This is a genomic window from Shewanella sp. SM69, assembly GCF_025653985.1.
Classification (GTDB): Bacteria; Pseudomonadota; Gammaproteobacteria; order Enterobacterales; family Shewanellaceae; genus Shewanella; species Shewanella oncorhynchi.
In genome coordinates this window covers 270,664-296,868 of the sequence record NZ_JAKKRV010000003.1, presented here as the reverse complement: position 1 = coordinate 296,868, position 26,205 = coordinate 270,664, and the positions used below count along the sequence as shown (strand labels likewise).

28 protein-coding genes and 2 tRNA genes are annotated in these 26,205 nt (G+C 44.3%); 11 read left to right on the top strand and 19 right to left on the bottom strand.

Features of this window, described 5'->3' with window-relative positions; all coding sequences use genetic code 11:
- Positions 1-76 precede the first annotated feature (76 nt).
- A tRNA-Phe gene (locus tag L5M37_RS07230) sits at positions 77-152 on the top strand.
- A 44-nt stretch (positions 153-196) separates the two neighbouring features.
- Positions 197-272 (top strand) — tRNA-Thr (locus L5M37_RS07225).
- Positions 273-709: 437 nt separating this feature from the next.
- Here the strand turns inward: L5M37_RS07225 and L5M37_RS07220 are convergent.
- Positions 710-895 (bottom strand): hypothetical protein, encoded by a 186-nt coding sequence (locus L5M37_RS07220; protein WP_105251863.1) that lies wholly within the window; start codon positions 893-895, stop codon positions 710-712.
- Positions 896-1,048: 153 nt separating this feature from the next.
- On the opposite strand from L5M37_RS07220, the gene L5M37_RS07215 reads away from it, so the two are divergent.
- Positions 1,049-1,393 (top strand): DUF3634 family protein, encoded by a 345-nt coding sequence (locus L5M37_RS07215; protein WP_105251862.1) that lies wholly within the window; start codon positions 1,049-1,051, stop codon positions 1,391-1,393.
- A gap of 83 nt (positions 1,394-1,476) precedes the next feature.
- Here the strand turns inward: L5M37_RS07215 and L5M37_RS07210 are convergent, their stop codons facing one another.
- From L5M37_RS07210 to L5M37_RS07155, 12 genes are all read right to left on the bottom strand, one after another.
- The gene (locus L5M37_RS07210; RefSeq protein WP_113939410.1) at positions 1,477-1,704 is read right to left on the bottom strand and encodes a hypothetical protein; all 228 of its coding nucleotides are present in this window, start codon (positions 1,702-1,704) and stop codon (positions 1,477-1,479) included.
- A 294-nt stretch (positions 1,705-1,998) separates the two neighbouring features.
- Positions 1,999-2,544: a DUF3833 domain-containing protein gene (locus L5M37_RS07205; RefSeq protein WP_105251860.1), complete on the bottom strand. Its 546-nt coding sequence runs from the start codon at positions 2,542-2,544 to the stop codon at positions 1,999-2,001.
- On the bottom strand, positions 2,532-3,146 hold the full coding sequence (locus L5M37_RS07200) for a chalcone isomerase family protein (RefSeq protein WP_263197133.1): 615 nt from the start codon (positions 3,144-3,146) through the stop codon (positions 2,532-2,534). The genes L5M37_RS07205 and L5M37_RS07200 overlap by 13 nt, the downstream gene beginning before the upstream one ends.
- Before the next feature lie 94 nt (positions 3,147-3,240).
- Entirely contained in the window at positions 3,241-3,822 is a 582-nt protein-coding gene (locus tag L5M37_RS07195) for a DUF2878 domain-containing protein (RefSeq protein WP_212600764.1), read from the bottom strand.
- Between the two features lie 91 nt (positions 3,823-3,913).
- On the bottom strand, positions 3,914-5,188 hold the full coding sequence (locus L5M37_RS07190; RefSeq protein WP_131523642.1) for an SAM-dependent methyltransferase: 1,275 nt from the start codon (positions 5,186-5,188) through the stop codon (positions 3,914-3,916).
- Position 5,189: 1 nt separating this feature from the next.
- Positions 5,190-5,984: a DUF1365 domain-containing protein gene (locus L5M37_RS07185; RefSeq protein WP_263199965.1), complete on the bottom strand. Its 795-nt coding sequence runs from the start codon at positions 5,982-5,984 to the stop codon at positions 5,190-5,192.
- An 11-nt stretch (positions 5,985-5,995) separates the two neighbouring features.
- Positions 5,996-7,246 (bottom strand): NAD(P)/FAD-dependent oxidoreductase, encoded by a 1,251-nt coding sequence (locus L5M37_RS07180; RefSeq protein WP_263148721.1) that lies wholly within the window; start codon positions 7,244-7,246, stop codon positions 5,996-5,998.
- On the bottom strand, positions 7,243-8,043 hold the full coding sequence (locus tag L5M37_RS07175) for an SDR family NAD(P)-dependent oxidoreductase (protein ID WP_263199937.1): 801 nt from the start codon (positions 8,041-8,043) through the stop codon (positions 7,243-7,245). The genes L5M37_RS07180 and L5M37_RS07175 overlap by 4 nt, the downstream gene beginning before the upstream one ends.
- Entirely contained in the window at positions 8,043-8,489 is a 447-nt protein-coding gene (locus L5M37_RS07170) for a nuclear transport factor 2 family protein (protein ID WP_219251282.1), read from the bottom strand. Before L5M37_RS07170 ends, L5M37_RS07175 begins: the two co-directional genes overlap by 1 nt.
- A gap of 23 nt (positions 8,490-8,512) precedes the next feature.
- Positions 8,513-10,015, bottom strand: coding sequence for a deoxyribodipyrimidine photo-lyase (gene phrB / locus L5M37_RS07165; protein ID WP_263197129.1), 1,503 nt, complete (start codon positions 10,013-10,015; stop codon positions 8,513-8,515).
- Complete coding sequence (locus L5M37_RS07160) at positions 10,002-11,033, bottom strand: MerR family transcriptional regulator (RefSeq protein WP_263199935.1); 1,032 nt, start codon at positions 11,031-11,033, stop codon at positions 10,002-10,004. The genes phrB and L5M37_RS07160 overlap by 14 nt, the downstream gene beginning before the upstream one ends.
- Positions 11,034-11,093: 60 nt before the next feature.
- Positions 11,094-12,047, bottom strand: coding sequence for a YbgA family protein (locus L5M37_RS07155; RefSeq protein ID WP_107946875.1), 954 nt, complete (start codon positions 12,045-12,047; stop codon positions 11,094-11,096).
- A gap of 273 nt (positions 12,048-12,320) precedes the next feature.
- Here L5M37_RS07155 and L5M37_RS07150 point away from each other — a divergent pair, with 273 nt between their 5' ends.
- Positions 12,321-12,845, top strand: coding sequence for a hypothetical protein (locus L5M37_RS07150; protein ID WP_219254048.1), 525 nt, complete (start codon positions 12,321-12,323; stop codon positions 12,843-12,845).
- 153 nt (positions 12,846-12,998) lie between these two features.
- Here the strand turns inward: L5M37_RS07150 and L5M37_RS07145 are convergent, their stop codons facing one another.
- The 3 genes from L5M37_RS07145 to L5M37_RS07135 are packed head-to-tail and all read right to left on the bottom strand — an operon-like array spanning position 12,999 to position 14,756.
- Complete coding sequence (locus L5M37_RS07145) at positions 12,999-13,283, bottom strand: heavy-metal-associated domain-containing protein (protein WP_028761311.1); 285 nt, start codon at positions 13,281-13,283, stop codon at positions 12,999-13,001.
- The gene (locus tag L5M37_RS07140) at positions 13,280-13,597 is read right to left on the bottom strand and encodes a hypothetical protein (RefSeq protein ID WP_049821785.1); all 318 of its coding nucleotides are present in this window, start codon (positions 13,595-13,597) and stop codon (positions 13,280-13,282) included. Before L5M37_RS07140 ends, L5M37_RS07145 begins: the two co-directional genes overlap by 4 nt.
- Before the next feature lie 16 nt (positions 13,598-13,613).
- Positions 13,614-14,756 (bottom strand): transglutaminase-like domain-containing protein, encoded by a 1,143-nt coding sequence (locus L5M37_RS07135; RefSeq protein WP_263197127.1) that lies wholly within the window; start codon positions 14,754-14,756, stop codon positions 13,614-13,616.
- Positions 14,757-15,445: 689 nt separating this feature from the next.
- Here L5M37_RS07135 and L5M37_RS07130 point away from each other — a divergent pair.
- From L5M37_RS07130 to L5M37_RS07120, 3 genes are read left to right on the top strand one after another with little or no spacing between them, the layout of a single operon-like run.
- A complete protein-coding gene (locus tag L5M37_RS07130) occupies positions 15,446-16,522 on the top strand; it encodes a porin (RefSeq protein WP_168823015.1) in 1,077 nt (358 codons plus the stop codon).
- 9 nt (positions 16,523-16,531) lie between these two features.
- On the top strand, positions 16,532-16,942 hold the full coding sequence (locus tag L5M37_RS07125) for a phosphate ABC transporter substrate-binding protein (protein WP_105251847.1): 411 nt from the start codon (positions 16,532-16,534) through the stop codon (positions 16,940-16,942).
- Positions 16,943-16,986: 44 nt separating this feature from the next.
- Positions 16,987-18,606: a methyl-accepting chemotaxis protein gene (locus tag L5M37_RS07120; protein WP_263199933.1), complete on the top strand. Its 1,620-nt coding sequence runs from the start codon at positions 16,987-16,989 to the stop codon at positions 18,604-18,606.
- Positions 18,607-18,719: 113 nt separating this feature from the next.
- Here the strand turns inward: L5M37_RS07120 and L5M37_RS07115 are convergent, their stop codons facing one another.
- Entirely contained in the window at positions 18,720-19,991 is a 1,272-nt protein-coding gene (locus L5M37_RS07115) for an amino acid permease (RefSeq protein WP_168823082.1), read from the bottom strand.
- 256 nt (positions 19,992-20,247) lie between these two features.
- Here L5M37_RS07115 and L5M37_RS07110 point away from each other — a divergent pair, with 256 nt between their 5' ends.
- The 3 genes from L5M37_RS07110 to L5M37_RS07100 are packed head-to-tail and all read left to right on the top strand — an operon-like array spanning position 20,248 to position 22,640.
- Entirely contained in the window at positions 20,248-20,631 is a 384-nt protein-coding gene (locus L5M37_RS07110) for a RidA family protein (protein ID WP_168823011.1), read from the top strand.
- A gap of 24 nt (positions 20,632-20,655) precedes the next feature.
- Positions 20,656-21,930, top strand: coding sequence for a serine dehydratase subunit alpha family protein (locus tag L5M37_RS07105; protein ID WP_263199932.1), 1,275 nt, complete (start codon positions 20,656-20,658; stop codon positions 21,928-21,930).
- Positions 21,931-21,980: 50 nt separating this feature from the next.
- Complete coding sequence (locus L5M37_RS07100) at positions 21,981-22,640, top strand: transcriptional regulator (protein ID WP_113939392.1); 660 nt, start codon at positions 21,981-21,983, stop codon at positions 22,638-22,640.
- A gap of 80 nt (positions 22,641-22,720) precedes the next feature.
- Here L5M37_RS07100 and L5M37_RS07095 read toward each other — a convergent pair whose 3' ends face one another.
- Both L5M37_RS07095 and L5M37_RS07090 read right to left on the bottom strand, forming a co-directional pair.
- Positions 22,721-24,295, bottom strand: coding sequence for a hypothetical protein (locus L5M37_RS07095; RefSeq protein ID WP_263199931.1), 1,575 nt, complete (start codon positions 24,293-24,295; stop codon positions 22,721-22,723).
- 227 nt (positions 24,296-24,522) lie between these two features.
- Complete coding sequence (locus L5M37_RS07090) at positions 24,523-25,437, bottom strand: DUF368 domain-containing protein (protein ID WP_168823005.1); 915 nt, start codon at positions 25,435-25,437, stop codon at positions 24,523-24,525.
- Between the two features lie 224 nt (positions 25,438-25,661).
- Between L5M37_RS07090 and L5M37_RS07085 the strand changes: the two genes are divergently transcribed.
- A complete protein-coding gene (locus L5M37_RS07085; protein WP_198573750.1) occupies positions 25,662-26,162 on the top strand; it encodes a hotdog fold domain-containing protein in 501 nt (166 codons plus the stop codon).
- Positions 26,163-26,205: the final 43 nt, after the last annotated feature.

The window sequence follows — 26,205 nt, the reverse complement described above, 5'->3', positions numbered from 1 at the left end:
ATATTATACGCGCACTTCGAACGAACAAGGTCTTCACGACTTAGTTCAAAGTAGTTAACTAACGCTTAGTTTAGTTGCCCGAATAGCTCAGTCGGTAGAGCAGAGGATTGAAAATCCTCGTGTCCCTGGTTCGATTCCGGGTTCGGGCACCACTTTTAAGGTAATGAATTCGATTGGGTTTATTACTGTGCTTTACGCCGGCATAGCTCAGTTGGTAGAGCAACTGACTTGTAATCAGTAGGTCCCGAGTTCGACTCTTGGTGCCGGCACCATATAAACAAAAAAGCCACTCAATGAGTGGCTTTTTTGTATCTGAAATTTGAAGTGTTCAGTACAAAGCGCAACTGACTTACTCTCGATAATTTCAGCAGGTCCCGAGTTCGACTCTTGGTGCCCGCACTATATAAACAATGAAGCCACTCAATGAGTGGCTTTTTTGTATCTGTTTTTTGTATATGAAATTTGAATCGTTTCAAAGCAAAACACAACTGACTTTCCTCAATAATAACGATAGCGCCCTCAATACTGGCACAATAAGCGCTCAAATTGAGCGTATAAGATAATTTATTGACTTCACGCAACAGACAATCACTTCATCCTTTACCCCTATAAATGATAGTTTTATATTCGCCACATAAAAAAGCCACTCATTATTGAGTGGCTTTGCGTTCTTATACAAACTATCTAGTTCCAAATGACTCAATCGTGCTTATTTGATGAGCTCGAGTGGCATAGGCCTATCACCTGCTTGAACTTGATGTTGAACATGGCGCCACCCTTGAGTGAGCTCACTTAGATGTGCTTTTCTCTCGGGGAAATGTGTAGCAAGTTTTTCGATAACATCGATTTGCTTCTTACACAATAATGACCAACGATCTGCATTTGATAAGTACATGGCGTTTTCCTTAACTGAGGGGTTACTTTTCCTTAGCCAGTTAAGTCTAGGCTGGAATCATTTTATTGCCAATTCAAAATTGCGCGTTAGCGCACTGTTAAAACAACTAACTCGGGAGTATCTTGGTTCTATAAACATAAGATAGGAGGCGTTATGACAGCCGATATTTTCAAACTCATTTTTGTCGCTATTGGTATATTTCTCGTTTACAAACTGATATTTGGTGGCAAGAAAGGTCTGACTATTTTTGAAATGCATTTTAAAGATGGCCGTATGACTCAGCATAAGGGCAAGATCCCCGAACGATTCGAACGGGAATGCCGCCAAATCGCTAAAACCGAAAAACTGACTTGTACTGTTAGGGCTGAAAAATCAGGAGATGTACGCTTACATATTTCTGCCAACGTGAGTGACAATGTAAAGCAAAGGATTCGTAATCTGTTTCCGTTTGAATATTATGACAAAAAATCGATAGATAACAGTCGTCAAGCGGGTTAGTTCTTCGCCTCTCCCCTAGCAACCTTAATACTTGCTATTGATAGTTAAGTATTGAGGTTGAAGTGAGTTCCTAAGGCATTTTCTTATTTAAACTTAACTGGATACCTAGGTTTTAGAAAATCGGATTCTAACTGACCGTCTTTTCTCGCATCTCGAATACGACGTTCATTATCTTGCACCATAGGATCGCTTGCGGGTTGATGAGGATCGACTTGTTTCTCAGAATGATCCTCAAACTTAAAGTCAAAAGATGAACAAGCAGTTAACGACAGACTTAAAAATACTCCCCATAAAACAACGTGTTTTTTCATCGACTACCCCCTATCTATTTAGACTTAGACTTAGACTTAGACTTAAGTTCAGATTAATTAAATTTAAACAATGGGTTGCAATAACCTTACCCCCATATATCACTTATGCCACTAGCAAAAATGCCTAGCTGCAACTTTGGTTTGACTTCAACACTTTAATGCAGAAAAAAGGGGGTTATTAGCCAAGCTATACTGTTTAAGCCAATTTAAGTCTTAATCAACATTTAAGCCTTAATCAACAGAGTGAATCCAAGACAAGCTGGGGTAAGCCAACTTAACTAAAAATTGCTGAGACTATTTTTGAATAACTAAAGTGACTTTAGCAACTGTGATGCCAAACTTAATAATATCGCTCTGATTTATAATGGTATTATCATTCACTAAGAACATCCAATCGTCGAAATGAACTTGATATTCCTCACCATCCACAGGCAATAACATATCGTATTTCCAACGTAGCGCACTGCCGCTAGATTGGCCATCGGCAGTCCCGATAATGTCACCTGCAGTTCCTGAGTATCGCCCTTCCCCTAGTGCCTTAATGCGCCATACACGCGTTTGAGTTTCACCATCATCATACACAAACCATTCATTAATGACCCCCTCACTTCCCTGCCAACTGGCTTCCATAATGACATTGAATTTGCGGATTACTTTTCCACTAAAATCTTGTACGACCCCAGAGGCTTTTAATGGTCCATTAAAAAATGACTCCAAAACCAATGTCGGATGAGTGTCTTTATAATCAGTCACTTCCACCGATGAACAACTCGACAACAGCCCTATCATTATTAAACCTAAAAATAACTTTCGGCCGACAAGCCGTTTCAACAATCGCATGGTTTTTCTCCGAGTAATTGCGCCCGCAAACTAGGACGACTAGTGGCTTTCGATAACCAAATCGCTAAAAATGCCTCAGCAAAATTAGCATCATGGATAATGTCGAGTGGTTGATGATTAAAGAAAAACTGACTCGTTTGTCCATCTATCACCTTAAAACTTAAATGGTCGCCCTGCTTCACATCGGGCCAAGTCGCATTTAATAAACCCAACCAACGTTGGATATCATTTTCGGCAAACGCTAGATGCTTCCATTGATCTTTTGTCGCTTCGAGCAAATCCTCTGACTCAATATCTCGATAATATTCAATATCTAACAGCAGAGGATATTGCCCCTGTTGATAACGGCCATTTACCGTCATCAGTCTGGCCTTATACAAACTAAACCACAGCCAATCCATTTCTCCGCGGCCCACTTCCTGAAAAGTCTGCGTCACATCGGTGGCATCATTCAGTTCGATAGTAATGTTTTCAAAATCAGGCGTTTTCGCCTCTAACGCTTTTAAAGGTGCGGCCAATAAACTGAGGGCCAATATACTTAAGCAGCTTGAATTCAAAAATGAAAAACCAAGATTTGGGCTACGATTACGAACTGACGACATGGGATCCCCCTTTTACTGCATAATGTCTTACAACAGGTACTTAACTAAAAACGGCATAATGACTTAACCGCGATCAATTCCTACAACTCAATAATTAACGCCCAAACACAGTAAAAGAACGCGCTTTAGTGCTTCGATTAAATCCATAGGGATTAGCAAGTTGGATTAAAAATGGCAGCAAGACTAGCCAAACCAAAAATAACACCACAGCAGAAATAACATTGCCATAGGGCAAACTCACGGCATTAAATTGTGCGCCAGCCAAATAGCTTAACCCACCAAATACGCCCCCGAGTAACGCCTGAAATATCAGCGGTAAAGGTCGCATAAAGGCCAAACTATGATTCAGAGTCAAAGCAAAATGCAGCCACAGGCAACCAAGCCACCAAGGGAAAAGAGCAAACTCAAACACCCCTAAAACAGAGAGTACTGTATCTACGCCTATTCCTAAGGCTGCAACCTTTAGCATCAATAGCAAATCAACTTTGCGATACCCGGGCTTACTTAAGGAAGCTAGCAGGATAAAGTGAAATAATAACAAAGGGATAGTTAACAACAGAGAGGTGTTAAGCCAAAGTACACTAGACCACCATACAGCCTGAAAACTCAAGGCGTTATAGAGAATAAAGCCCTGATGTTTAAAAGGAACCCGAGAGTTAGCTAACATGGACTTCATCTTTGCCTCACTTTTATCTTGCTGTAAACAAAGCGGCTCATTCCAACGAAAATGGTTATTTCCACTAAAGTGACTGCTTAATCAAAACAAATTACGTCGCATTAGGGCTATGGCTTGGGAGATGATGGCTAGCAATGCGATAGTCCGGACGCACAGCCACTAAATGCACTGTGCTTGTGGTACGTTCTAAAAATCCACCTTCACAATAACTTAGGTAAAATTTCCACATCCGAATAAAATCATCGCCATAACCTAAAGCTTGGATTTCGCCTATCGCATGATCAAAATTCTCATGCCAATGTTTTAAGGTTTTAGCGTAATCGAGCCCCATATCATTGAGCGACCAGACCACCATGTCCGTCTGTTTGGCAATGTGACCGACCATTTGGCTCACTGAGGGTAAGCAGCCACCGGGGAAAATATAACGCTGAATAAAATCCACACTTTTGCGATAACTGTCGTAACGTTGATCGGCAATCGTTATCGCCTGTAGCAGCATGCGCCCATTGGGTTTTAACAATGTTTCCAGCTTTTTAAAGAAGCCTGGTAAATACTCATGCCCCACAGCTTCAATCATCTCGATAGAAACAACCCTGTCGTATTCCCCAGTGAGATTGCGATAGTCCTCTGTCAGCAGCGTCACTTTATCGCTTAGCCCTTCGCGTTCGACACGGGCTTTGGTATAGGCGTATTGCGCATCTGAAATCGTTGTTGTTGTCACGTGCACGCCATAATGCTTAGCCGCATAAATAGCCAGCGCGCCCCAGCCAGTACCAATCTCAAGCAAGGTTTGACCCGGCTGTAAATCCAGCCGCTCACAAATAGTCATCAGCTTAAACAACTGCGCTTCCTGCAAACTCGCTTCCTCATGGGGATAAAGCGCGCTCGAATACAACATTTCACGGTCGAGGAATTGCTCATACATAGCATTACCCAAATCATAGTGGGCGAGAATATTCCGCTTTGAGCCCTCTTGAGAATTGCGATTCAGCACATGCTTCACACGGTTTATCGTGCCAGTTAACCAAGAGAATTTGGCTTCAATCTTATCGAGTAAGGCTAAATTACGGGCAAACAGTTGTACGACTTTGGTGAGATCAGGGCTCGTCCAATGGCCTTGAATATAACCTTCACCCGCACCAATGGAGCCTGAAAGCATGATTTGACGATAAAAACTCGGGTGTTTAACCACAAGCGTAGCGTGCAAGTCGGTATGACTCTCACCAAAACGATAACTCTTGTCGCCCTCAACCAAGGTCAAGCAGCCATGTGGGAGACTTTCCAGCGCCTTAAGCAAGACTTTACGCGCAATACTGTCGGGCAGTTTCCCTGTGGTGACTGAGGTTTGCGAAGCCGTATTTTCCATGTTATTTCTCCATCTGAGCTGGATGCGGCACAAAGGGCACACGTTTAAAAAAGAGTTTTAGCGCTTGCCAATAAATCCCGAAGAAGATCTTGAGAGTCATAAAAGGGAAGCGAAACAAAAGCGTCCGTAAATTGGCCGCCGTGATCGGTTGGCGTTTCATCACTAAATTGGCATTAAACAGTTTTTTGCCATTCTCTTGCATCGACTTGTTTTCAATACCGATGTTTAAGTCTTCACTCGGCGCAGACACATGCCAGAGATAACGCATATCGAGAGTCATAAAGGGAGACACGTGAAACACTTTGTCAGAAGGTTTTGGCGCGGCTAAATCGACTAAATAGCAATGGCGCTGATCCCAAGGCGTGTTACTCACCTCGGCCAACATGTATAAAGGCGTTTGATCTTGATAACAAAAGTAGAAATTTACTGGGCTAAAATACACGCCAAAATGGCGGATCTGACCCACAAACAAAACTCGATCACACAGCTTATCTGCGCCTAACGCTGCCACTTGAGTCAATACGCGACTCTTGAGTGCAGCTGCGCTCGGATCGACAACAGCCACTTCACCACTGTCATTGGATATAGTCGTAAAAGAAGTTAAATAGTCTTTAGGATTGAATCTCAGTAAAGCGCGGCGCTGGCTGGCAAAAACTCGCCCCATGGCACTGATCTTATCGACTTCATCTAAATCAATCGCCAACAGCGCCATGGCATAACTAAAGCTATGTTTAATCGGTGTAAAACGGCTATGGGATACAGTGCCGTAATAAATACCGCTATTGAGCTCTGTCATATTTAGACCTGTCATAGGCTGACACCAAAATGGGCACACACATCAAGTGCACTGCGAACGCCATCTTCATGGAAACCATTGTGCCAATAGGCGCCAGCAAAATGGGTATGATTTTGCCCGGATATTTCCTCACGGCGGCCCTGAGCCTTAAGACTGGCTTCGTTAAACACTGGGTGGGCATAATTGAAGCGGCGTATCACTTTCGCCTCATCAATCAACTCAGACTGATTCAAGGTGACACAAAAGGTCGGCGCATTGGCTGGCAACTGTTGCAGTATATTCATGTTGTAAGTCACTGACGCTGGACGTTTTAGATTACCATCTAATCGATAGTTCCAACTCGCCCAGGCTGCTTTTCGCTTAGGTAAAATACGCGTATCCATGTGCAGCACCACATCGTTATTCTGGTAGCTGAGATCGCCTAAAATGGCGCGTTCTGTTGGCGTGGGATCGTTTAACATCCGCAGTGCTTGGTCGCTATGACAGGCTAAAATCACCTCATCGAATTCCAACCATTCACCGTGAACTTGTAACTTCACCCCATTGCCATGGCGTTCAATACCTGTCACAGGTGAGTTAAGGCGGATATTGTCTTTAAAGGGCGCAATAAGATCAGGAATATAGCTACGCGAGCCACCCTTTAGCACATACCACTGGGGTCTATCACTGACATTTAATAAACCATGGTGCTGGAAGAAACGAATAAAAAACTTCAACGAAAACGCGCGCATATCTTCTATGCTCGAAGACCAAATCGCCGCGCCCATGGGCAAAATGTAATGCTCAGCGAAAAATGGTGAGAAGTGTTCATTGTCTAAATAATCACCTAAGTTACCTTCGGGATAAATATCCTGTTGATAGAGTGCCTTACAGCCTTTATTGAAGCGCAATATCTCTTTTAAAAAGGCCCAAAAGCGTGGATTCAGGAGGTTACGCTTTTGGGCAAACAAACTGCCTAAATTGTGGCCGTTGTATTCAAGCCCAGTCAGAGCATTGTGCACGCTAAAACTCATCTCAGTCGGTAATATGGTGACATTAAGGCGAGCCAATAAACGTTCAAATCGTGGATACGTTCTGTCATTAAACACGATGAAACCTGTATCTATAGCGTAGGTTTGCCCTTGATGCTCCACATCGACTGTCGCCGTGTGGCCGCCGATATAGTCATTGGCCTCAAACACTGTAACCCTGTGCGACTCACTTAATAGATGGCCACAGGTTAATCCAGAAATGCCGGTGCCGACGATGGCGATATTTTTCATAAACTCTTGTCCTTTAGCGGCTTGGCTTGAGTATCGTTTGCAATCATTTTTTGCCACACAAAGGCAGGTAAAAACGACATCAACTTCAATAGATAAGTAAAGCGTCGCGGAAAATGGATCTCGGGCTTGCCACCTTTCAGCCCATTACGTATCGCCTTAGAAGCGGTTTGTACACTCACTTGCATTGGCATAGAAAAATCATTTTTTGCGGTCAATGGTGTCGCCACAAAACCAGGGCAAATCAAGCTCACGCCTATGTCGTTCTTGGCAAGATCGAGCGCGAGACTCGAGGCTAAATACTGCACGCCAGCTTTAGAGGCGCCGTAAGCTTCAGCGCGAGGGAAAGGTAAATAAATAGCACTAGAACTCATTAAGCCAATACGTGAACCCCTAGGCATTAAAGGTAAAAATGCCCCGAGGCAATATCCCATTGCAATTAGATTGGTATGGATAACGCGCTCGAACAACACATCATCGAAAGCCTTAGCATCATCAATATATTCACAACTGCCCGCATTCAAAATGACCAAATCGAGCTGAGAATCTGTTTTCGCCAATAGCTCAGCTACATTTTGGCCAGCTTGATGAACTTGGTCGCGCTGGGATATATCGAAGATAAACAACGTAGCACCGACTAGTTCATTCAAGGCTAACGCCTCTAACCTTTGCAGCGAGCGGCCACAGGCAATGACGTGCCAACCTAAGGACAAATAATCCTGCGCCAGTTGCAACCCAATGCCTGAGCTTGCACCTGTAATCAGCACTGTATTTATTTTCATCGGCTTAACAGCGTCCATTACTTTGCCGCCCTGTCTTTGAGCAAGCGGATAAGCCCGCCCATGCAAGGCAAATGCTCATACAACATTTGCCCTAAGTCGAAGTAATCCCTGTGAAAATAAATCTTGTCGTTGAATTTAAGTTGGCTCATGCCATCAACACGGATAAGTCCGCCTTTATTCAACTTAGGGTGGCTATATTCCATCTGCCAGAACAGCGCGGCTTGATTCGCATCCTGCTGTACTTCTTTGATCTCAAACTGAATATGCTTAACATTCTTATATAACTTCGCGAAGTACTGAGTTAACGACGCTAGCCCTGTGATTTGATGCATAGGATCGGTAAAACTAATACTGTCGTCGTAAACCCGACCTAACAGATGCAAGTTATCTTTATTCAAAGCTTGATAAAGCTGAATAAAATCATCAACAAGCGTATTAGTCTCAGTCGTCGCTTGGTTTATCATCTTGTTATTGCTCCTGATCCTATTTATTGGGCCGTGGCCTTTTTCAATACGCCTAATACGGTTAATGCCCTTGCTCTTGCTGCACTGTGCTCGACAATCGCACTTGGATAAGCCGTTTTAGTGTTGAATAACGGCTGTTCAAACAAGGACGGTGTCTGCGCTGTACTGGGTTGATGTAATTGCTTAATTCCCCAAGATGCGAGCTCTGGTAAATACTTACGGATAAAGCTGCCATCTGGATCAAATTTTTCACTCTGGCTTATAGGATTAAAAATACGGAAATAAGGCTGAGCATCGCAGCCACAACCCGCAGACCACTGCCAGCCGCCATTATTCGCGGCTAAGTCACCATCAATCAGTTTTTGGCGGAAATAACGCTCCCCCCAGCGCCAGTCAATCAGCAGATGTTTAGTCAGGAAACTCGCCACCACCATACGCAGCCGATTGTGCATCCAACCCGTTTGATTGAGTTGGCGCATTGCGGCATCCACAATCGGATAGCCAGTACGACCTTCACACCAAGCAGCAAACTCCTGCGGGTTATTGCGCCACTGCACATGGTCGGCTTGACGATTGAAATTGTGATTCTTAGATAAACCGGGAAATGCCACCAGTAAGTGACGGTAAAACTCACGCCAAGTAAGCTCATTTAACCAAGTACGAGCAGGGCTAGTGTCGTCGACAATCACCTCAGGGAATTGATGCAGCAGCGCGGCAACGCATTGTCTTGGGCTAACCACACCAATGGCCAGATAGGGTGAAATTGAGCTAGTACCATCAATCGCGGGGAAATCCCTATCTTGCTTATAATCCTGCACTTTCTGCTGAATAAATGCCGAGAGCAAACGCTTTGCCTGCCCTTCTCCCGCAGCCCAAAGTTCACTCGACACTTTAGTGACATTGTTAAACAAAAGCGGCTTTGGCTCGGCCAACACAGGTCCAAGTGGCGCCGGAACAGGAAGCGGCAAAATGGCATAGCGGGCGGCAATTTCTCGCCACTTACGGCTAAAAGGAGTGAAAACCTTGTACATGTCGCCGGACAAATTCAGCACAGTGCCCGGCTTAAGCAAACAATGCTCATCGGTTAACACCAGAGGAATCCCCGATTGAATACAGGCTTGGTCGCGCTGTTGCTCGTTAATCTCAGGCTCGCGACCAGCAAACACTCGACCAATCCCCTGTTGCTGGCAATAGTGACCGATAAACTCAGGTACATCAGCAAAGGTATCTAACTGAATTAACTCGAATCCAATACCAAGACTCGCCAGCCCTTGGGCAAGTAGATTGATATGACGTTCGATAAAATCCAACTGAATTGACGCAACGTCATGGCGCTGCCACTGGGTTGGCGTAGCAATGTAAATGGCCTTAAGTGCCACGCCATTCTCCCGCGCCCAATCGCAAGCGGCGGTTAATGCCTGATTATCGGCAAGGCGTAAATCTTGGCGAAACCACATCAGTGCATTATTGCCCTGCACTTTTATTGGAATTGAATCTATTGGCATTGAATCGTTAGCTAATGTCATTGTTTTTCTCGCTATTTATCTGCTCGCTTTGATTCACGGTATTCATCTTTCCACTGTGCTTACGACTTCTATTCACCTTCCCCGCTAAACGAGATGGTATTTTCCCAATCAAGTCCGTCGTCGAAGACGCCAAAAAAGCAGATAAAAAGCTTAACGTTGGCGCAAAAGGCCCCATAAACCAGCATGGGAAAGTCATTTGTTCCAATACAGTCAGCATTTCAGTCTGTTCAGAACCCGAATGATTTGAGTCGGGAATAAGCAAAAGTGCATCGACGTTAAGCCTGCCTCGCAGCAAAGGTAAACTGCCCATGGCTTGCTCGCCAAGATCAATAACCGATACCCGCAGCGACGCTAACTCGAGCGATAGAAGTAGAGAAAATAAAATGTTAGTGCGGGTGGAATTAAGCGAGGTATGTGCCCCACGGGATAGACTCACCAGAGCGATTCTCGCCGTCACGGCCTGCCCATTAAAGGCATGACGTCCACCCACTCGGTTAAGTAACTCGCTCTTTAACCAAGCAATAATCAACTCGGCATCGAGCCGCTCATTCACTAAGTCCTCGAGTTGATTAAGCCAAGGTTGTAGCAACTTTTCTTTCACCAATTGGAAAGGATATAAGCCAAATGCATCATCTAATATCTGCTGTAATTTGTGCTGATTGAAATCGAATAATGCCGTATTGAGCGCAGTGACTTGCTCGCACCATAAATCAATGGCTTGAGTTTGAACTATTTCTGTAAATGAAGATTTAGCAGCACTGATCAGCAAAGGTTTAACCTTACTGATCGCAACACCTTTAGCTAGCCATGCATTAATCTCATGGATTTCTTGGATATTTTCACTCGTATATAATCTGTGTCCCTTGGGTGTACGTGCAGGGATCACTAAACCAAAACGACGCTGCCATGCCCTTAAGGTCACGGCATTCACGCCAGTTAAGGCCGACACTTCACCGATGGGGAGTAATATCTCACCATTGGGTTCTGTGTGGGCCGTGTTCTCTATAGTTTGTTTCATATTTCAGTAATAACTCACTAAATCAAAAGCTAAAATCAACTGAATGCGATTAGGTAAACGTTAATAGGCATAGCGCAGCTTTAACGCCTCAGGATGAGGGTTTAAGTACACTTGCTCTTCAATATAAGGTGTTGGAAATTCGCGTAAATAATGGTTAATGAGCGTGATAGGTACTAATAACGGCAATAGACCTTGGCGATATTTCATAATCGCTTCAGACAGTTCTGTCTTTTGCTCTTTGCTCAAATGCTTTTTAAAGTAACCCTGAATATGCTGCAGCGTACTGGTATGATTTTTACGGGTCGCATTAATTTTCAGCGCCGTCATAAAACCTTCAAAGTAGCGGGTCGCGCTTTGCTCAAGATCCTCAATATTGGCCACTATCGGACCAAGCTCGCGATACCATGTCGGGCTGTGTGCCATTAATAGGTATTTATAGCGGGAATGAAACTTCACTAACTTATGCTTAGTCAGCCCTTCATGTTTCATCAGGTGCCAATCGTGATAGGCATAAACGCGGGTGAAAAAGTTCTCCCGCAGCACCATGTCATGCAAGCGGCCTTCTTCTTCCACGGGCAATAGTGGATATCGTTCCATCAACTTGCGAGCAAATACACCAATGCCAGACTTAGAACCATTGTTAGTGCCAATTTTATACTCTGTTACCCGCTCCATGCCGCAGGTTGGCGACTTAGCGCAAAGCAAGTATCCGCCAAGGAAATCGAGCTCTTCAACCTTATTTTCGCTGTATTCATTGAGCTTATCGGTCACATCTAAGCTACCGTCACCACTCTGAACTAAGATGGTTTCCCCATCACGGACTAGTCGGATACTTTTCCGGGGTGCACCTAAGCCAATCGCCATTTCAGGACAGATGGGCACATAATCGAAAAATTGCTTAATCTCTTGATTACAATAGGTCGAATTTTTATGTCCGCCATCAAAACGAACCTTCTCCCCTAATAAGCAAGCACTGATCCCAATCTGAATTCGCTGCGGGTTAAACTTGTACATAAGTCGACTCCTTGTATCACTATGCTTCTAATTACGGACCATAGTTGTACAAGGATCAAGTTTTTGTATAAATATTTTTTAAAAGTATCGTTTAACAGTGACTCCTGATAAATCAACCACAAATAAACCTAACTTGGCCTATAACTTGCTAATTCAAATTGCAAAGTTGTCATCAGATAATATTGAAACGTCCAGCAACACCCATTAGTTAACCGCTCAACATTTTAAACCGCAGGTGGCCAAGGGACAGATTCATATATAAAGGAGTCGAATATGAGCACAATTAACCCCAATAGTTATACCAATACCTTTGCGAAAAGTTATGCCAATGTGCCACTCAAGCAAGTCGAGCCGAGCACAAATGGCCTAGGAACCCGTGCAAATTCAATAACGGCGGCGAATCTAACTTCATCAATAAGCCAAGATACTGTAACGCTCTCCTCTGCAGCATCGGTAACGACTGCCGATACCTATAGCCATCTGGCCCCTAACGCTAAACAAGGCTACACGAGTAATGTGCAAGCCATTGCAGGCACGCCTGAACCAGACAAAAGCATCAACAGGTTGGACAAAGCCATGCAGGCTATTTTAGATAACCGTACAGGAGTCGATAGGGATAAAATTAATAAGATAGATGAAGAAATGGCGAAAGTTGCAGCCGATGAAAATCTATCTGAAGAACAAAAAGCCAAGCAACTAGAATTACTGCAAGCGCAAAAATTGGATCTGATTAAAGAATCATCGGAGAAAAATGAAGAGCGGCAACGTCGTATCGAGCCCGAGGTGTATTACAGCTAACGAAGAAATGACCCGCAAAGGAAAAAGTAGGCAGTGAAGGAAGTAACAGGTGGGATACAGAGTGTATTTTCTCGGTGAAATATCAGTCTAATCATTTGAAGCTAGACTGATATTTTATAATGTCGCTCAATCCGTTACTGAAGACACCGACGCTTAGGATTGTTTTTCTACCTTATTAATACTGCCCTTATACCCAGTTTCGTCGACGGCCTTAAGCAAACTATCTAGATTAAAATCCTCTGGCACTGTCACTAAGGCTTGCTCCGTTTTTAACGAAGCCTTGGCCTTAATCACCCCATCGGTTTTACGCAGCGCTTTATTCACGACAGTGACACACAGCGGACAAGTCATGCCCTTAACATCTAAGGTGACCAGCACGTTTGCCGCCCAGCTCGACGCTGAACACAGACTTAAGGCGAGAAATAACACTAACTTCATTCAAGCACCTCTAATAACCAAGGTAATACAAAAGGATATGACTGAAATGCCAGCACAACAGGTACAGTTAACCAGTACAGCCACAGCATCTGAGTACGACTCAACGTCGCGGTACACAGTGGTTTTTTAGCAAAATAGAGCCGCCAAAATCCCATCAGAATCAGCCCAGTCGACAGTATCAACATGGGCACTTGCAGCCAGCTCAGTTGCTCAATCCCCGACAGACTTGCGGCCGACACCCCGAACACCAGATAAATAAGCGGTGCAATACAGCATAGGCTTGAAGCAACCGCAGCAACCACTGCGGCGGCCATAGTCGCTAAGAGGCCCTTAGCGTTGTTCGGTTGACTGGTAGTCATAGGCAAACACTTTAGGCTCATAATAGTTCACGGGATCGCCATCAACTTCGGCATACGGGTAACCAAAGTTATTCAGTGGTGTCTGTTCGGCTGTAGGGAATAAATCAAAGTCGCGGCCATAGTTAAAGCCAACCCAGTTCATTTCCCAATTGCCAAAGAGGTAATCATTCACGGCCTGAACTGCGGGATCGCTGTGTTCTTTTTTCTCCGTCAAACGCATTTTTGTCACATCAGCAGGATCGGCTGGCAACCAACCATAACCCGCTAAATAGAACATAGCGCGACAATGTTGACCACCACTGACATCGGCAACCCCTTTGTCATCGGCACTACCAAAGGCCTTTTTAGAGTATTCGCCCATCTTGATCGCCTGACCTAAGCGAATCCCAAACATCTCACGGGCAGGGATCCCCACTGCGCGCATTAGCGCCACAAATACTGAGTTAATATCAGTACACTTACCGCCTAACTTGCCACTTTCGAGGATACTTGCTACATCACCCGTACCACAGCCAATCACGCTATTATCGCGAAACATATTAGCGCTAACCCAAAGATAAATCAGTCGTGCTTGCTTCAGTGGTTCAGTCTCGCTGCCAACGATCTTATCTGCTGTTTGCTTCACAATACCATTAATCGGCATGTGTTTAGTCGGCAGCAAATAACGTTCAACATCTGCAGGATAATGTATCTGCTCTGGAGTGCGGTAATGGGTTAAGGCGCCGCTTTTAACGGGTTCCCAATCTATCGTTTCAATATCAAGCTCAACCGTTATTGTCATGTTCGCTTTGGCATCGGGCCAAGTCGCAAACAGGGTTTTGGCGCCATAACTGTTGTTTGAACTGATATAGGCGTCTTTAAAACTGCCCGTAAAATTCAACTGACTCACCAATTGGAATTGCGTGTCTTCAGGTAAAGGTATCCATAACTTAACCACGCCCTCAGAGCCTTCAGGAGCAACAAGATGGTAAGTGTTGGTTAAGATAAAACGGCGGCGTCCATCGCTTGAGCTAGGTTCAACGACACTCGATTTAGAGGAAGATGCCAATACTGGCGTGATAAAACCCGCAGTCGACAAAATAGCCGCACTTTTTAAAAAATTGCGTCTTTGCATTATGACATTCCTTTTATTGGATCATGTTTAGAAAGAAGAGAAACTCAACATAAGAGAGCAAGATTATAGGTGCTATAGCACTGTGCAGCAATCAAGCCGCTAACCATACAGTATAAAACCACTACATCGGAGAAAAAGACTCAGGAAAATATACTACAGCGCTGGCATACTCACGAAATAGAATAAATATCGACGTTGACTTAACAAGCATAATCAATGATAGATTTAGAGTATTTTTATGTAAAAAGCCCAATTTTAGTTTAATAAAAAGTATCCATTGCGTTATTTTTATAATCTAAAGGCTAAATAACAACCACATTTAGCTTTAGCTAATATTGTTAATAAAGATAATTATCTCACCACTTTTCACTCAAGCTTTGAGTCTCTCATTTAGCAAAATCAATAATATTCTTTGGCGAATTTTCGAAACAATTTTCAGGGAGAACACAGTCTCACCTGAACAGTTTAATGGTATGGCTGAGTAATCATTCCAAATTTAGAATATTGAACTTACAGTTTTGACTTAAGTTAGCTCGAATTACCTAACGCTTTTTACTCATAAAATATCAAACTTATCTTTCAAAATGGGAGCCAGACCACTATGTTGCAAAAATATTTAATAAAAGTTTGCGTATGTTTGTGCCTGTTCTAGGCTTAAAAACGAATATACTCACTTAAAGGGCTTTTTTATGAAACATAAGCTTTCATTAGGTCTTTGCTCACTTTTGCTCAGCTCCACCGCTTATGCAGAAGTCAACATTTCAGGTTTTGCCTCAGTTGTTGCTGGTCAAGTTCTCGAAGGTTCGGGCGTTGCAGAGTTTGATTTAGGCCCCACCTTTCTCGCCGACTATCCACTCGTTGGCGCCTATGATGAAGATATTAGTTTCAAACCCGATACCTTATTTGGTATTCAATTCTCAGCGGATTTGCTCGAAGGTTTATCTGCTACTGCACAGGTTGTTTCCCGGGGGGCTGATGACTTTTCGGCAAGTTTTGAATGGGCTTATCTGTCCTATGAGATCAATGATCATTGGACAGTACAAGGAGGTAAAAAACGCTTACCGCTCTACTATTACAGTGACTTTTTTGATGTTGGATATGCTTATCCTTGGATACGTCCACCCGCAGATAATTACACATGGCAAATATTTAACTACACAGGTGTCAGCGCCTTATATAACTATTTAATTGGCGACTGGACTATGTCTGGACAAGTTTATTACGGTAGCGAAGATAGCGAACCTAATAAGCTTTTATCTGATTTTTTCTTCCTCGAAAATACCCGAGAAGTATGGAAGGATATAGGCGGTATTGTTGTTCAATTCAATAAAGATTGGTTAGATATTCGCCTCACGCATATGCAATACACTAACGAACGTTATATTGGTGGTATTCAGCAGGAATGGAATGGTAGCAACCAACGTACGGGTAAGTTTTATGGCCTATCCGTTAATATAGATTATGAGAATTTCCTTTTTTTATCTGAGCTTAACCGCTTAGATCTCGATGGGAGTAATCTAGATACTTATCTTCTCTCGTTCGGCTATCGTATCGATTCAGTGATGCCTTACATTTCCTATTCGGACTTCAATGATGGTGAAGGCGGTGAAGTTCACCATACAAGTTCTGCAGGTATACGTTGGGATTTCCATCCTTCGGCGGCCTTTAAAATTCAGTATGATGACGTTAAAGATGACGGTGGCCCAGGTATGAAAGTCGCAGGGGATTCGAAATCAATCAGTCTTGGCATTGACTTAGTATTTTAGGAGAGAGAAATGAATAAGTTACTTTGCTTAATCCTACTCAGCTTAGTCTCAATGCCACTATTTGCTGGTGTGGTTGTCATCGTTCATCCCAGTAATGCAGACACTGTCGACCAAAAGGTTATTGAAAATATTTTTCTAGGGAAAACAAAGACCTTTCCTGGTGGAGCGCAGGCCGTGCCGGTCAATCTTGACAGTGCAATGCCCTTAAGGGAAACCTTTGATACTAAAGTGCTGGGCAAGTCATCCAGCCAACTTAAGTCATATTGGTCACAAAAAGTATTTACAGGCAAAGGAACGCCACCCAAGGAAGTCACTAGTGGGGCGGAGATGATAAAATTAGTTGCATCGAACCCCAATATTATTGGCTATATTGATAGTAGTGAGGCCAATGATTCGGTAAAAGTTATTGCCGAGTTTTAGATTGGAGTGCCGAGCTCAAGCTCGGCACAACTTGGGGGCAAGGGATGAATTTCTTTAATGATATTTCTATTTTTAAAAAAGTTATCGCGATATTTATTTTAGCAGTCATCATTTTCGCTTTAAACTTAAGCATTAGTGTCATCTCCATAAATAAAAATCGCACCACACTTAATTATATGGAGCAGCAAGTTTACCAAAGAGTTGAACTCGCCAATCAAAACGTGTTTTTTATCCAACGACTCGATGAACTTTACACTCAATCGGTTTCTTTTGTCGACGAAGACCTGTTAACGAATGCAGGTACTATGTATGAATCTCTACGTAAAAACCTACAACAATTAGATAATGTCGATCCCTCGCAAGCCAATAAACTCAGTAATCTATCCGCTAAATTAACCCGCTATAACGACATGACGATTAAGCTGGCTAAAGGCATGTTGGCGGGTACGATTGATATGGCAAACATTGGCCAGATCAGCCAAGAAAAATCCCAAGCCTATGAAGCTGTACTTAATGAAATACAAGATTACAAACAAAGCAAAGTACTCGAATTTAAACAATCGATAAAAGAAGCTGGCGACAGATCTGCGCAAAGTTTGTGGCTCACCCTCTCCATCGGCATCGCTTTGCTGATCGTGATGTTGATTGTCACTATTGCCATTGCACGTGCTATCAGCTCATCTGCGCGTAATGTCGCCCAGTCACTGAGTGAGCTGGCCGATGGAAAAGGCGATCTTAGTCATCAGCTCAAAGTGTCTGGTAGCGATGAACTCGGCCAAGTATCAAGTAACTTCAATCGATTTCTTCGCTTGCTCGGAGATTCTATTCGAAGGGTGGTGAATGTTACCGATCCCTTACTTGATAGCTCGCGCTCACTCAAACAGCGCATGGAAGATGCGACGCATGCCACCCAGCGGCAAAGCCATGATGCCAGCGCAGTACAAGTCTCAATGGAAGACATGCGTCACTCTGTCATCGAAATCTCGCAAAATGCCCGCCAAGCCGCCAGTGCAGCACAGGTCGCGGAGAAAGAAGCCATGCAAGGTATGACAGTCGTTCAGCGTACCATCGATATTTCACAGCAATTAAATACAGGAATTCAGGCGGCTTCTAACTCAATCAACGAGCTCGCCAGAGATACTGAAAATGTCACCTCTATCTTAAATGTGATTACCTCTATTGCCGAGCAAACCAACCTGTTGGCACTTAATGCCGCCATCGAAGCCGCCCGCGCGGGTGAGCAAGGACGAGGCTTTGCCGTAGTCGCTGATGAGGTCCGCGCTCTCGCCTCTAAAACAGCGGATGCAACCACTGAAATTCGCCATGTGTTACAAAACCTTAAAACGGCGGCCATTTCCTCGGTCAATACCATGAATGTGGCGATGTCGAAGTCATCGGAAAATGAAACCAATGCTCAAAATACAGGGAGTGCACTGAAATCAATTCAACAGCAGATTGTCAGTATCAATAGTATGAATACTCACATCGCCTCGGCAACGGAGGAGCAAGCCTCGGTTGCTTCTCAAGTGGTCGATAACGTCGTCAATATGAACGCTTCATTTGAACAGACATTGCAAATTCTGTCGCAGGTTCGCAATGTTTCTGAGGGATTAGTCGATTTTGCCGATGAACTGAAAAACGCCACATCTCAATTCAAACTTTGACCATAGAGCATTATCGAAATGATTGCTCAACATAGAAAACCGGTATTGAGTTTACACTTAATACCGGTTTTTTAATTCCTTAAAGCTTATCTTTTTGTACCACTTTATCCCTGTTAACTAAACGCTAAGAAGGGGGATACGCACAGCAATAAGCCTGTGATAATAATGATATACAGCGACACGCCCTTGTACTTATGTAATGCAGGTACTTGGTACACTAAATAAGCGGGGATCAAACAACCGACTAAACCAAAAATTGGACTACAAATCGACGTAAAGCTCAGCACTGGCGCATTCAACACAATCGCGCCCCAAGATAATAGAATGGTAAAAATCATAATGCCGTAACCAACAAGCTTTTTGTTGATACGATCTTCAGGCATATAACGGCGCAGCATGTTCATGGTCAAACCTTGGCAAGCTTCCCTAAAACCGAGATATACGCCAAAGTAAGCCGTCATCACCGCAAAAATATTCAAGGTTAAACTCAGCAATTTAAGTGTTTGTCCCTGCATACCTTGGGCAACCATAGCAAGAGCCGAGATATTTTCTTCCGATGCACGCACAGCCTGATCATGTCCCATTGCTAGGGTGAATGACACAGCATAAAAGAACACCACGACAAACAAGACGCCAAAGGCAATGTTCATGGCGCGCATCGCTTTAAAGCGCGCTACCGCAAGGGATTTTTCCCGCGAACGGTATGAAATCACCATAGGGCTTAAACTTTGAATAAACAGAATCGATGTTAGCGTAAAGGGCAGCATAACGACCGCATCTTTCAACCAATCTCCCGTTGCTGGGATAGCGCCGATATTATTGATATCCCATTTATCCACCATCAATAACCCTAACACGGCGACAACGCCCAACTTAGTCAGTACCATAAAAGTAGAGATCTTAAACAAAAGATTCTCACCGCGGGAGGCTAAAGCAACAAGACCGCAGATCAAGGCTAAACCATAGAAAGGATTTTCTGACAATAACGCTTTGGTGATCCCAAAACTTTGCAAAAATGAAGCACTGTCGTTTGTAATGGCCGTTGAATAAACGAACACCCAAATAACCAACATGATGAAATACAAACCACCCAACAACATACCCCAGTTTTTACCTAAGTAACCCGAAATCACACTCGGGTAATCCTTACATTCTGGAGATTCCGCTAAGGTATTGATAAACAACCGTTGGAACATATACATGGCAGGATAGCCAATAATGCCAGACAGTAAGAAAACCCATAACCCCATCAAACCGACCTGCACAGGCAAGAATACGATCCCCGCGCCAATCGCCATTCCGATACTCATGATAATCCAGCCCCAATCCGTACTATCGAAGCGGGTATCTGCTTTCCACTGTGCAGCAGTAATTGTTGCATCCATCATTTCACCTTTACCTAGTTGGTATTATTTTGTGCAAATATATTTGAACAAAACAAACTCAGCAATCAAAATACTCAACTTTTGTTGAACAAAGAGTTAAAGCTCACAACTTGACTGAAAACGAGATAAATAGCGCACAAACCGCAGTGTAAAATGAAATTCATTAAAAAATAATTGCAATAAAACATAAAAATACAAATAATGTTGCACATACGCCGACCTAGGCATTCAATTTTATTTGCAAGTTGGAGAGACAATGAAAACTATTATTCACGCAGAACGTGCTCCCGCGGCCATTGGCCCTTATTCCCATGGCACAGCCTATGGCAACCTCATTTTTACCTCTGGCCAACTCCCTGTTTGTAAAAAGAAAGGCAGCGTAGTTGACGGTGGGATTACTGAGCAATCGATTCAATCATTAGAGAATCTCAAATACGTGCTCGAAGCAGGTGGTGGCAGCTTAGACACGATTCTTAAAACCACTTGTTATCTTGCAGAGATCAGTGACTTTGCCGCCTTTAACGAAGTGTATAAAACCTATTTTAAAACCGACTGCCCAGCTCGTAGCTGTTTTGCGGTGAAGGACCTTCCACTGGGCGTTAAAGTAGAAGTTGAAGCGATAGCACACGTTAAAATTTAAGCATTAACATAAGGTTGTAAGCTCATGAAACCCCAATGGCAGCAGTATATTCAAATCATTAAACAAGTGGTTAAGCCCGCATTAGGCTGCACAGAGCCCATCGCCGCCGCTTACGCCGCCGCCGTCGCCCGCGCCTTGCTGGGTGTTGAACCCGATTCAATTGCAGTACAAGTGTCTGACAATCTTTATAAAAACTCTATGGGCGTGTTTGTGCCTGGCACAGGCAAAATCGGTCTGGCAATTGCCGCTGCAGCAGGCGCCATTGCGGGTAATCCGGATGCGGGCTTAGAAGTATTGGCTGTGATCAAGCCAGAACAAGTCGCCAGAGCACAGGCCCTTATCGATGCGGGCAAGGTGACGGTCGAGCGCACCGAAACAGCAGAATTTATCTATTGTTGTGTCATCGCGAAAAAAGGCGACCGCGAAGCCCTAGTGAAAATCTGCGGCGGCCATACACTGATCGCCGAGAAGCGCCTCAACGGCGAATCCGTCTTTAGTGTCGATAGTGCGAAAGCCACCGCAACAGGTTCTATTTGTGAAGGGGTAGATATCACTATCGAGTCCATTTATCGCTTCGCCGAAGACGTCCCCTTTGAAGAGATCAAATTCATTCTCGAAGCCTCTGAGCTAAATGGCAAATTATCCGATGAAGGCATGGCGAATCCCTATGGGCTGGAAGTCGGCCGCACCATGAAAAGCGGCATAGCCGCGGGCATTATCGGTGAAGACTTACTGAACAAAATCGTCATGTTAACTGCTGCAGCATCCGATGCTCGCATGGGCGGGGCAAACTTGCCCGCCATGAGTAATCTTGGCAGTGGTAATCAAGGCATAGCGGCAACTATTCCTGTGGTATTGACGGCACAATGTTATAAGGTTTCGGAAGAAAAACTCGCCCGCGCCTTGATTATGAGCCATCTAGGGGCGATTTATATCAAGTCCCATTATCCACCACTGTCGGCATTTTGTGGCAATACCGTCACCAGCGCAGCCGCTTCTATGGCCATGGTGTATTTAGCCAGTGGCTCGTTCGAACAATCCTGTTTCGCGATTCAAAACGTGATCAGCGACAGCTCTGGTATGGTATGTGACGGCGCTAAAGCGTCCTGCGCCATGAAGGTTAGCACTTCATCCAGTGCGGCCGTGCGCTCATTTTTGATGGCGCTCAGTAGTCACAATGTCTCAGGCCAAGGTATTATTGCTAACGATGTAGAGAAAACCATTAAAAACATTGGCAAAATGATCCTCAATGGCATGTCATCCACAGATGTCACTATTATCGATATTATGTCGGCATGATGATTTTAACCCGCTGAATATTGGCGGGTTAATAACTAAAGGTTGAAATTGTGAAACTGCAAGATTTAACGCAAAGTGATCTGGATATTCTGAAATCCATCGAAAATATCGTCGATGGCATCGCTGCCATGTATGGTCAACACACAGAAGTGGTATTGCACAGCCTAGATGCGAAACATCCGTCTGTGGTCAAAATTGCCAATGGCCATGTCACAGGCCGTGAAGTGGGTGCTCCAATAACCAACCTTGCCTTGCTCAAGCTCAAAACCGGTCAGGATATTTCCAACTCTTACCTGACTAAATGTGCCAATGGTAAGACGCTAAGATCAATTACGACGGTGATCCGTAACAGTAAAAATCAACCCATAGGGTTACTGTGTATTAACAGCGACATGGATGCACCACTGCAATCAGTACTGCGCACTATGATGCCAGAGCAACTCCTTGGCAGCGAACTGACCAGCTCGCCCGAGGTGTTTGCCCGCAATATCGATGAAGCGCTCCATAGCACTATCGACAGTGTGAACCATGAGGTTCGCGCGAATCCCGCGATTTCACCTTCACAAAAGAGTCGCGAAATCGTCAATCAATTGCATGAGTTAGGGATTTTCGAACTCAAGGACAGTGCCCAAGTCGCGGCCACTCGATTGGGGATTTCGGTGCATTCGATTTATCGCTATCTGCGGGAAATCAAAGCCAATCAAGCTTAAAGCGAGAAAAAACTCGCCTAAATAGAAAGGGCTAAGGTGTAAATAACCTTAGCCCTTTGGTTTTATTGTTTTTGTGCTTGTTATTGCGCAGCTTGTCCGCTAAAGCCCATCATATTCCATGCCTGTACTGTGCCATCGGCCATTAAGGCAATGGCATCGAGCAAATTGCTGCGAATGTCGCGCATTTGGCTCAAATCAACGGCTTGTTTATCTAATGTTAACGCAGCCTCGCCTCCCATCCACACCGCAATCGAACCATCTTGGCGTTTAACCGTAAACCCTAAGCCAGTGGGGAAAATATCCGTTGCTTGGGTAATTTCAGTTTTGGGTCCAGAGTGGCCATCAACCACAGTGCCATCCTGTTTTAAAAAGGCAAACTCCCGCTCATAGGTCACCACTTTGCTCACCTGAGTGACTTCTTGATAACGTGGTTGCTTGTCTACCAAGTCCCAACCTTCCCAAGCAATGGCCGTATTATCCTTGCGTAGCGCGACAAACCCCTCCTCAAAGGGATAAACCTTGTGCACTTTTTGCAACTTATCCTGTAGGACTGATGTATCGGCACCATTGAATTTACTGCCCCATACGTGCAATTGACGACTGATGGTTAAGGCGGCAAACGCTCCACGATTTGCATAAATATCAATCACTTTATTGGCGCGTTTTGTAGTCGATAAACGAGCTGGAAACGCGACGTGATACTCAGTCAATTCGCCCTCACCCCAGGTATATACGCTGCCATCCGCCAGCAGCGCCGCAAACCCATGATCCGTGTTGACAACTTTCACGGCAGGCGCTAATTGGCTGAGTTTTGCCAGTTGTTCGTGGCCTTTTTGATCATCGCTGACCCCGCCCCAAGACACTAATTTTCCCGTCGCAGTCCTCGCGGTAAAAGCATTATTGTTGGCATAGAGCAGATCGACATGGTTAAGCTCAGAGGCCACGTGGCGACTATCGCCACCATAAGCGGCATCGCCCCAAGTCACTACTGCTCCCCCCAGCTTTAAGGCAGCAAAGGCACCTTTATTAATCAACACAAAATCAATATTGGTCATCGCAGGCGCAGCATATTGACCCGAGAGCAGTTCGGCTGGTGTTGAATCCTGATTAGACCAACTGACTACGCTACCATCTTGTTTGATGGCCGCATAAAGCCCTTCTGCCAACACAAAAGAACGAACGCCTGTCAGCACTTGCTTCATCCCCATCCCCCAAGGGATAAGTTTGTCATCACGGGTTAAGGCCGCAAAACCACAGGTATTCTCCGCCGCGTATAACTCTTTTACATTGACCAGAGGCTCTGCGGCATTATTGATATCGCCACCACATTCAGCATCGCCCCATGCCACCACAGTACCGTCTTGCTTGAGTGCCGCAAATGCACTGAGATTACTGTAGATTTGACTCACTTGGGCTAACTGAGCAGGCATAGGGATTTTGGTAGAATCGTCGGCTACCTCAAGATTGCTCGGGATGGACGTTAATAAATTATTCGCGGTGGATGGTGATCTGTGAGCCAAGATGGTGTCAGAAATTTGCTGTTTTAATTCGGGCGATATATCAGAATCCTGTTTATCTATGAGTAAGTTCACCACATGACCCAAAGCAAAAATCGCCAGCGCTACACCGCCCCACGAGACCTGTTTTTTATCCACAAGTATATCCTTATCGTAACTGCAAACTCTCACTGAGTTTAAACTAGAACATAACGTCGACTGAGTACGCTAAATGTGAACAGTGATTGTAACCAAAACAGGGCTAAAATGACATTGCCCTAAAGTCGAAAGCTGACCAGATTCAAGTAAGATGAGCATATGAGCAAAAAAATAAAAGCAGCGTATCTCGCTGCTTTTATTGGATATGATGTTGAGGTAACAAAGGGCTAATCTCTTTTGCCCACTTTCTCTAACCCCCAAACCAGTGCAATCGCCGCTAACATACACACAATGGCGAACAGCAGTTGTGAAGGCTGACCCGTTACTTGCTCAAAATTAAGCGGGGAAATATTTTGCTCCAGCAAAGGCACTTGTTCGCCGTGGGAGTTGGTCCGCCAAGTTAAGATTTCTTTCCATGGCCAAATTTTACCTAAGGTACCTAACATTAATCCGGTTAGAAACACGATAGTGGCATCATGGTATTTACGCAGCAGCGCCGACAATAAATGGCTGAACGTCAGTAATCCCATCACGGCACCAGCAGCAAAACAGGCCAAAATATCCAGCTGAATATTTTTAGCGGCAGCGAGGACCACAGGATATAACCCTAACAATAATAAGATGAAACTGCCTGAAATTCCTGGCAATACCATAGCGCAAATCGCAATCGCGCCGCCGAAAAAGATATTCATGTAACTGGCTTCTACCGCGACCGGATTCAGCACAGTAATCGCCCATGCAGCCAGCACACCAAGCGCAAATAACCCTAAACGTGCCACAGTGAAACCACTCACTTGCTTAAGCATATGCACGACAGAGATAAGAATAAGCCCAAAAAAGAACGACCAGATCGGGATGGGATGTACCGCCAACAACCAAGAAATCAGCTTCGCAAAGGTAAAAATACTGGTCAGGATCCCCGCCAGCAGACTCACTAAAAAGCCACCATTAATATGGGCAAATGCCCCTTTTATGCCCTGCGACTTGATAACGCCCCAAAGGGAAGGATTAATGCGTTTTACACTATCGAGCAAAGTATCGAGAATACCCGTAATAAACGCTATGGTGCCGCCCGAAACGCCAGGCACAACATCAGCAGCGCCCATGGCCATTCCCTTAAAATACGTCAGCAAATATTTCACTGTGAGTCCTTGTAGTTAAATCAACATGCCATTGCCGCTACACGACAAATTGGCCGCAATTATACGGTGTTACACTTAAAACCGCGAAATGAAGTTTACTTAATTAAGCCGACTGGTATTTGTTGTTATCCTAATGTTACACTCATCCGACCAGAGCAACCCAAGCTCAACTTGGAACAGGCTCAAGATAACAACACCCCTTTGCACCATTATTAAGGATAACCATGAGCCAGACAGACTCTTCTAGCACTGCAGAACAAAAACCTAATAAAGTGCTCGCGCTCTACCACAAAACTCGCCGTTATCCCTTCGGCCAAAAACTGTTTTCAATCATGGTTTCACGCATGGCGCCCTATTTCGGCACCATCAAACCACTGATCACTGAATTACGCCTTAATCATTGCGCCTGTTTAATTAAAAAACGCCATGCCGTTCATAATCATATAAAAACTGTGCATGTGATTGCGATTTGTAATGGTCTAGAAATGGCCATGGGCGTGATGGCCGAAGCCTCTATTCCAAAACATTTACGTTGGATCCCTAAGGGCATGAGTTTGGATTATACGGCTAAAGCAGGCAGCGATATTTTATGTGTCGCCGAAGTGACCCCAGAGCAATGGACTCCTGGCGATATGCTGGTCCCCGTTACCGCCTACGACACCCAAGGAGTGGTTGTGGTGAAAGGACATATCAAATTGTGGATTTCAGAAAAACCGCAAAAATAAACGATTTGAATCAAGACTTACACTTAATATCAGCATTTAAAAA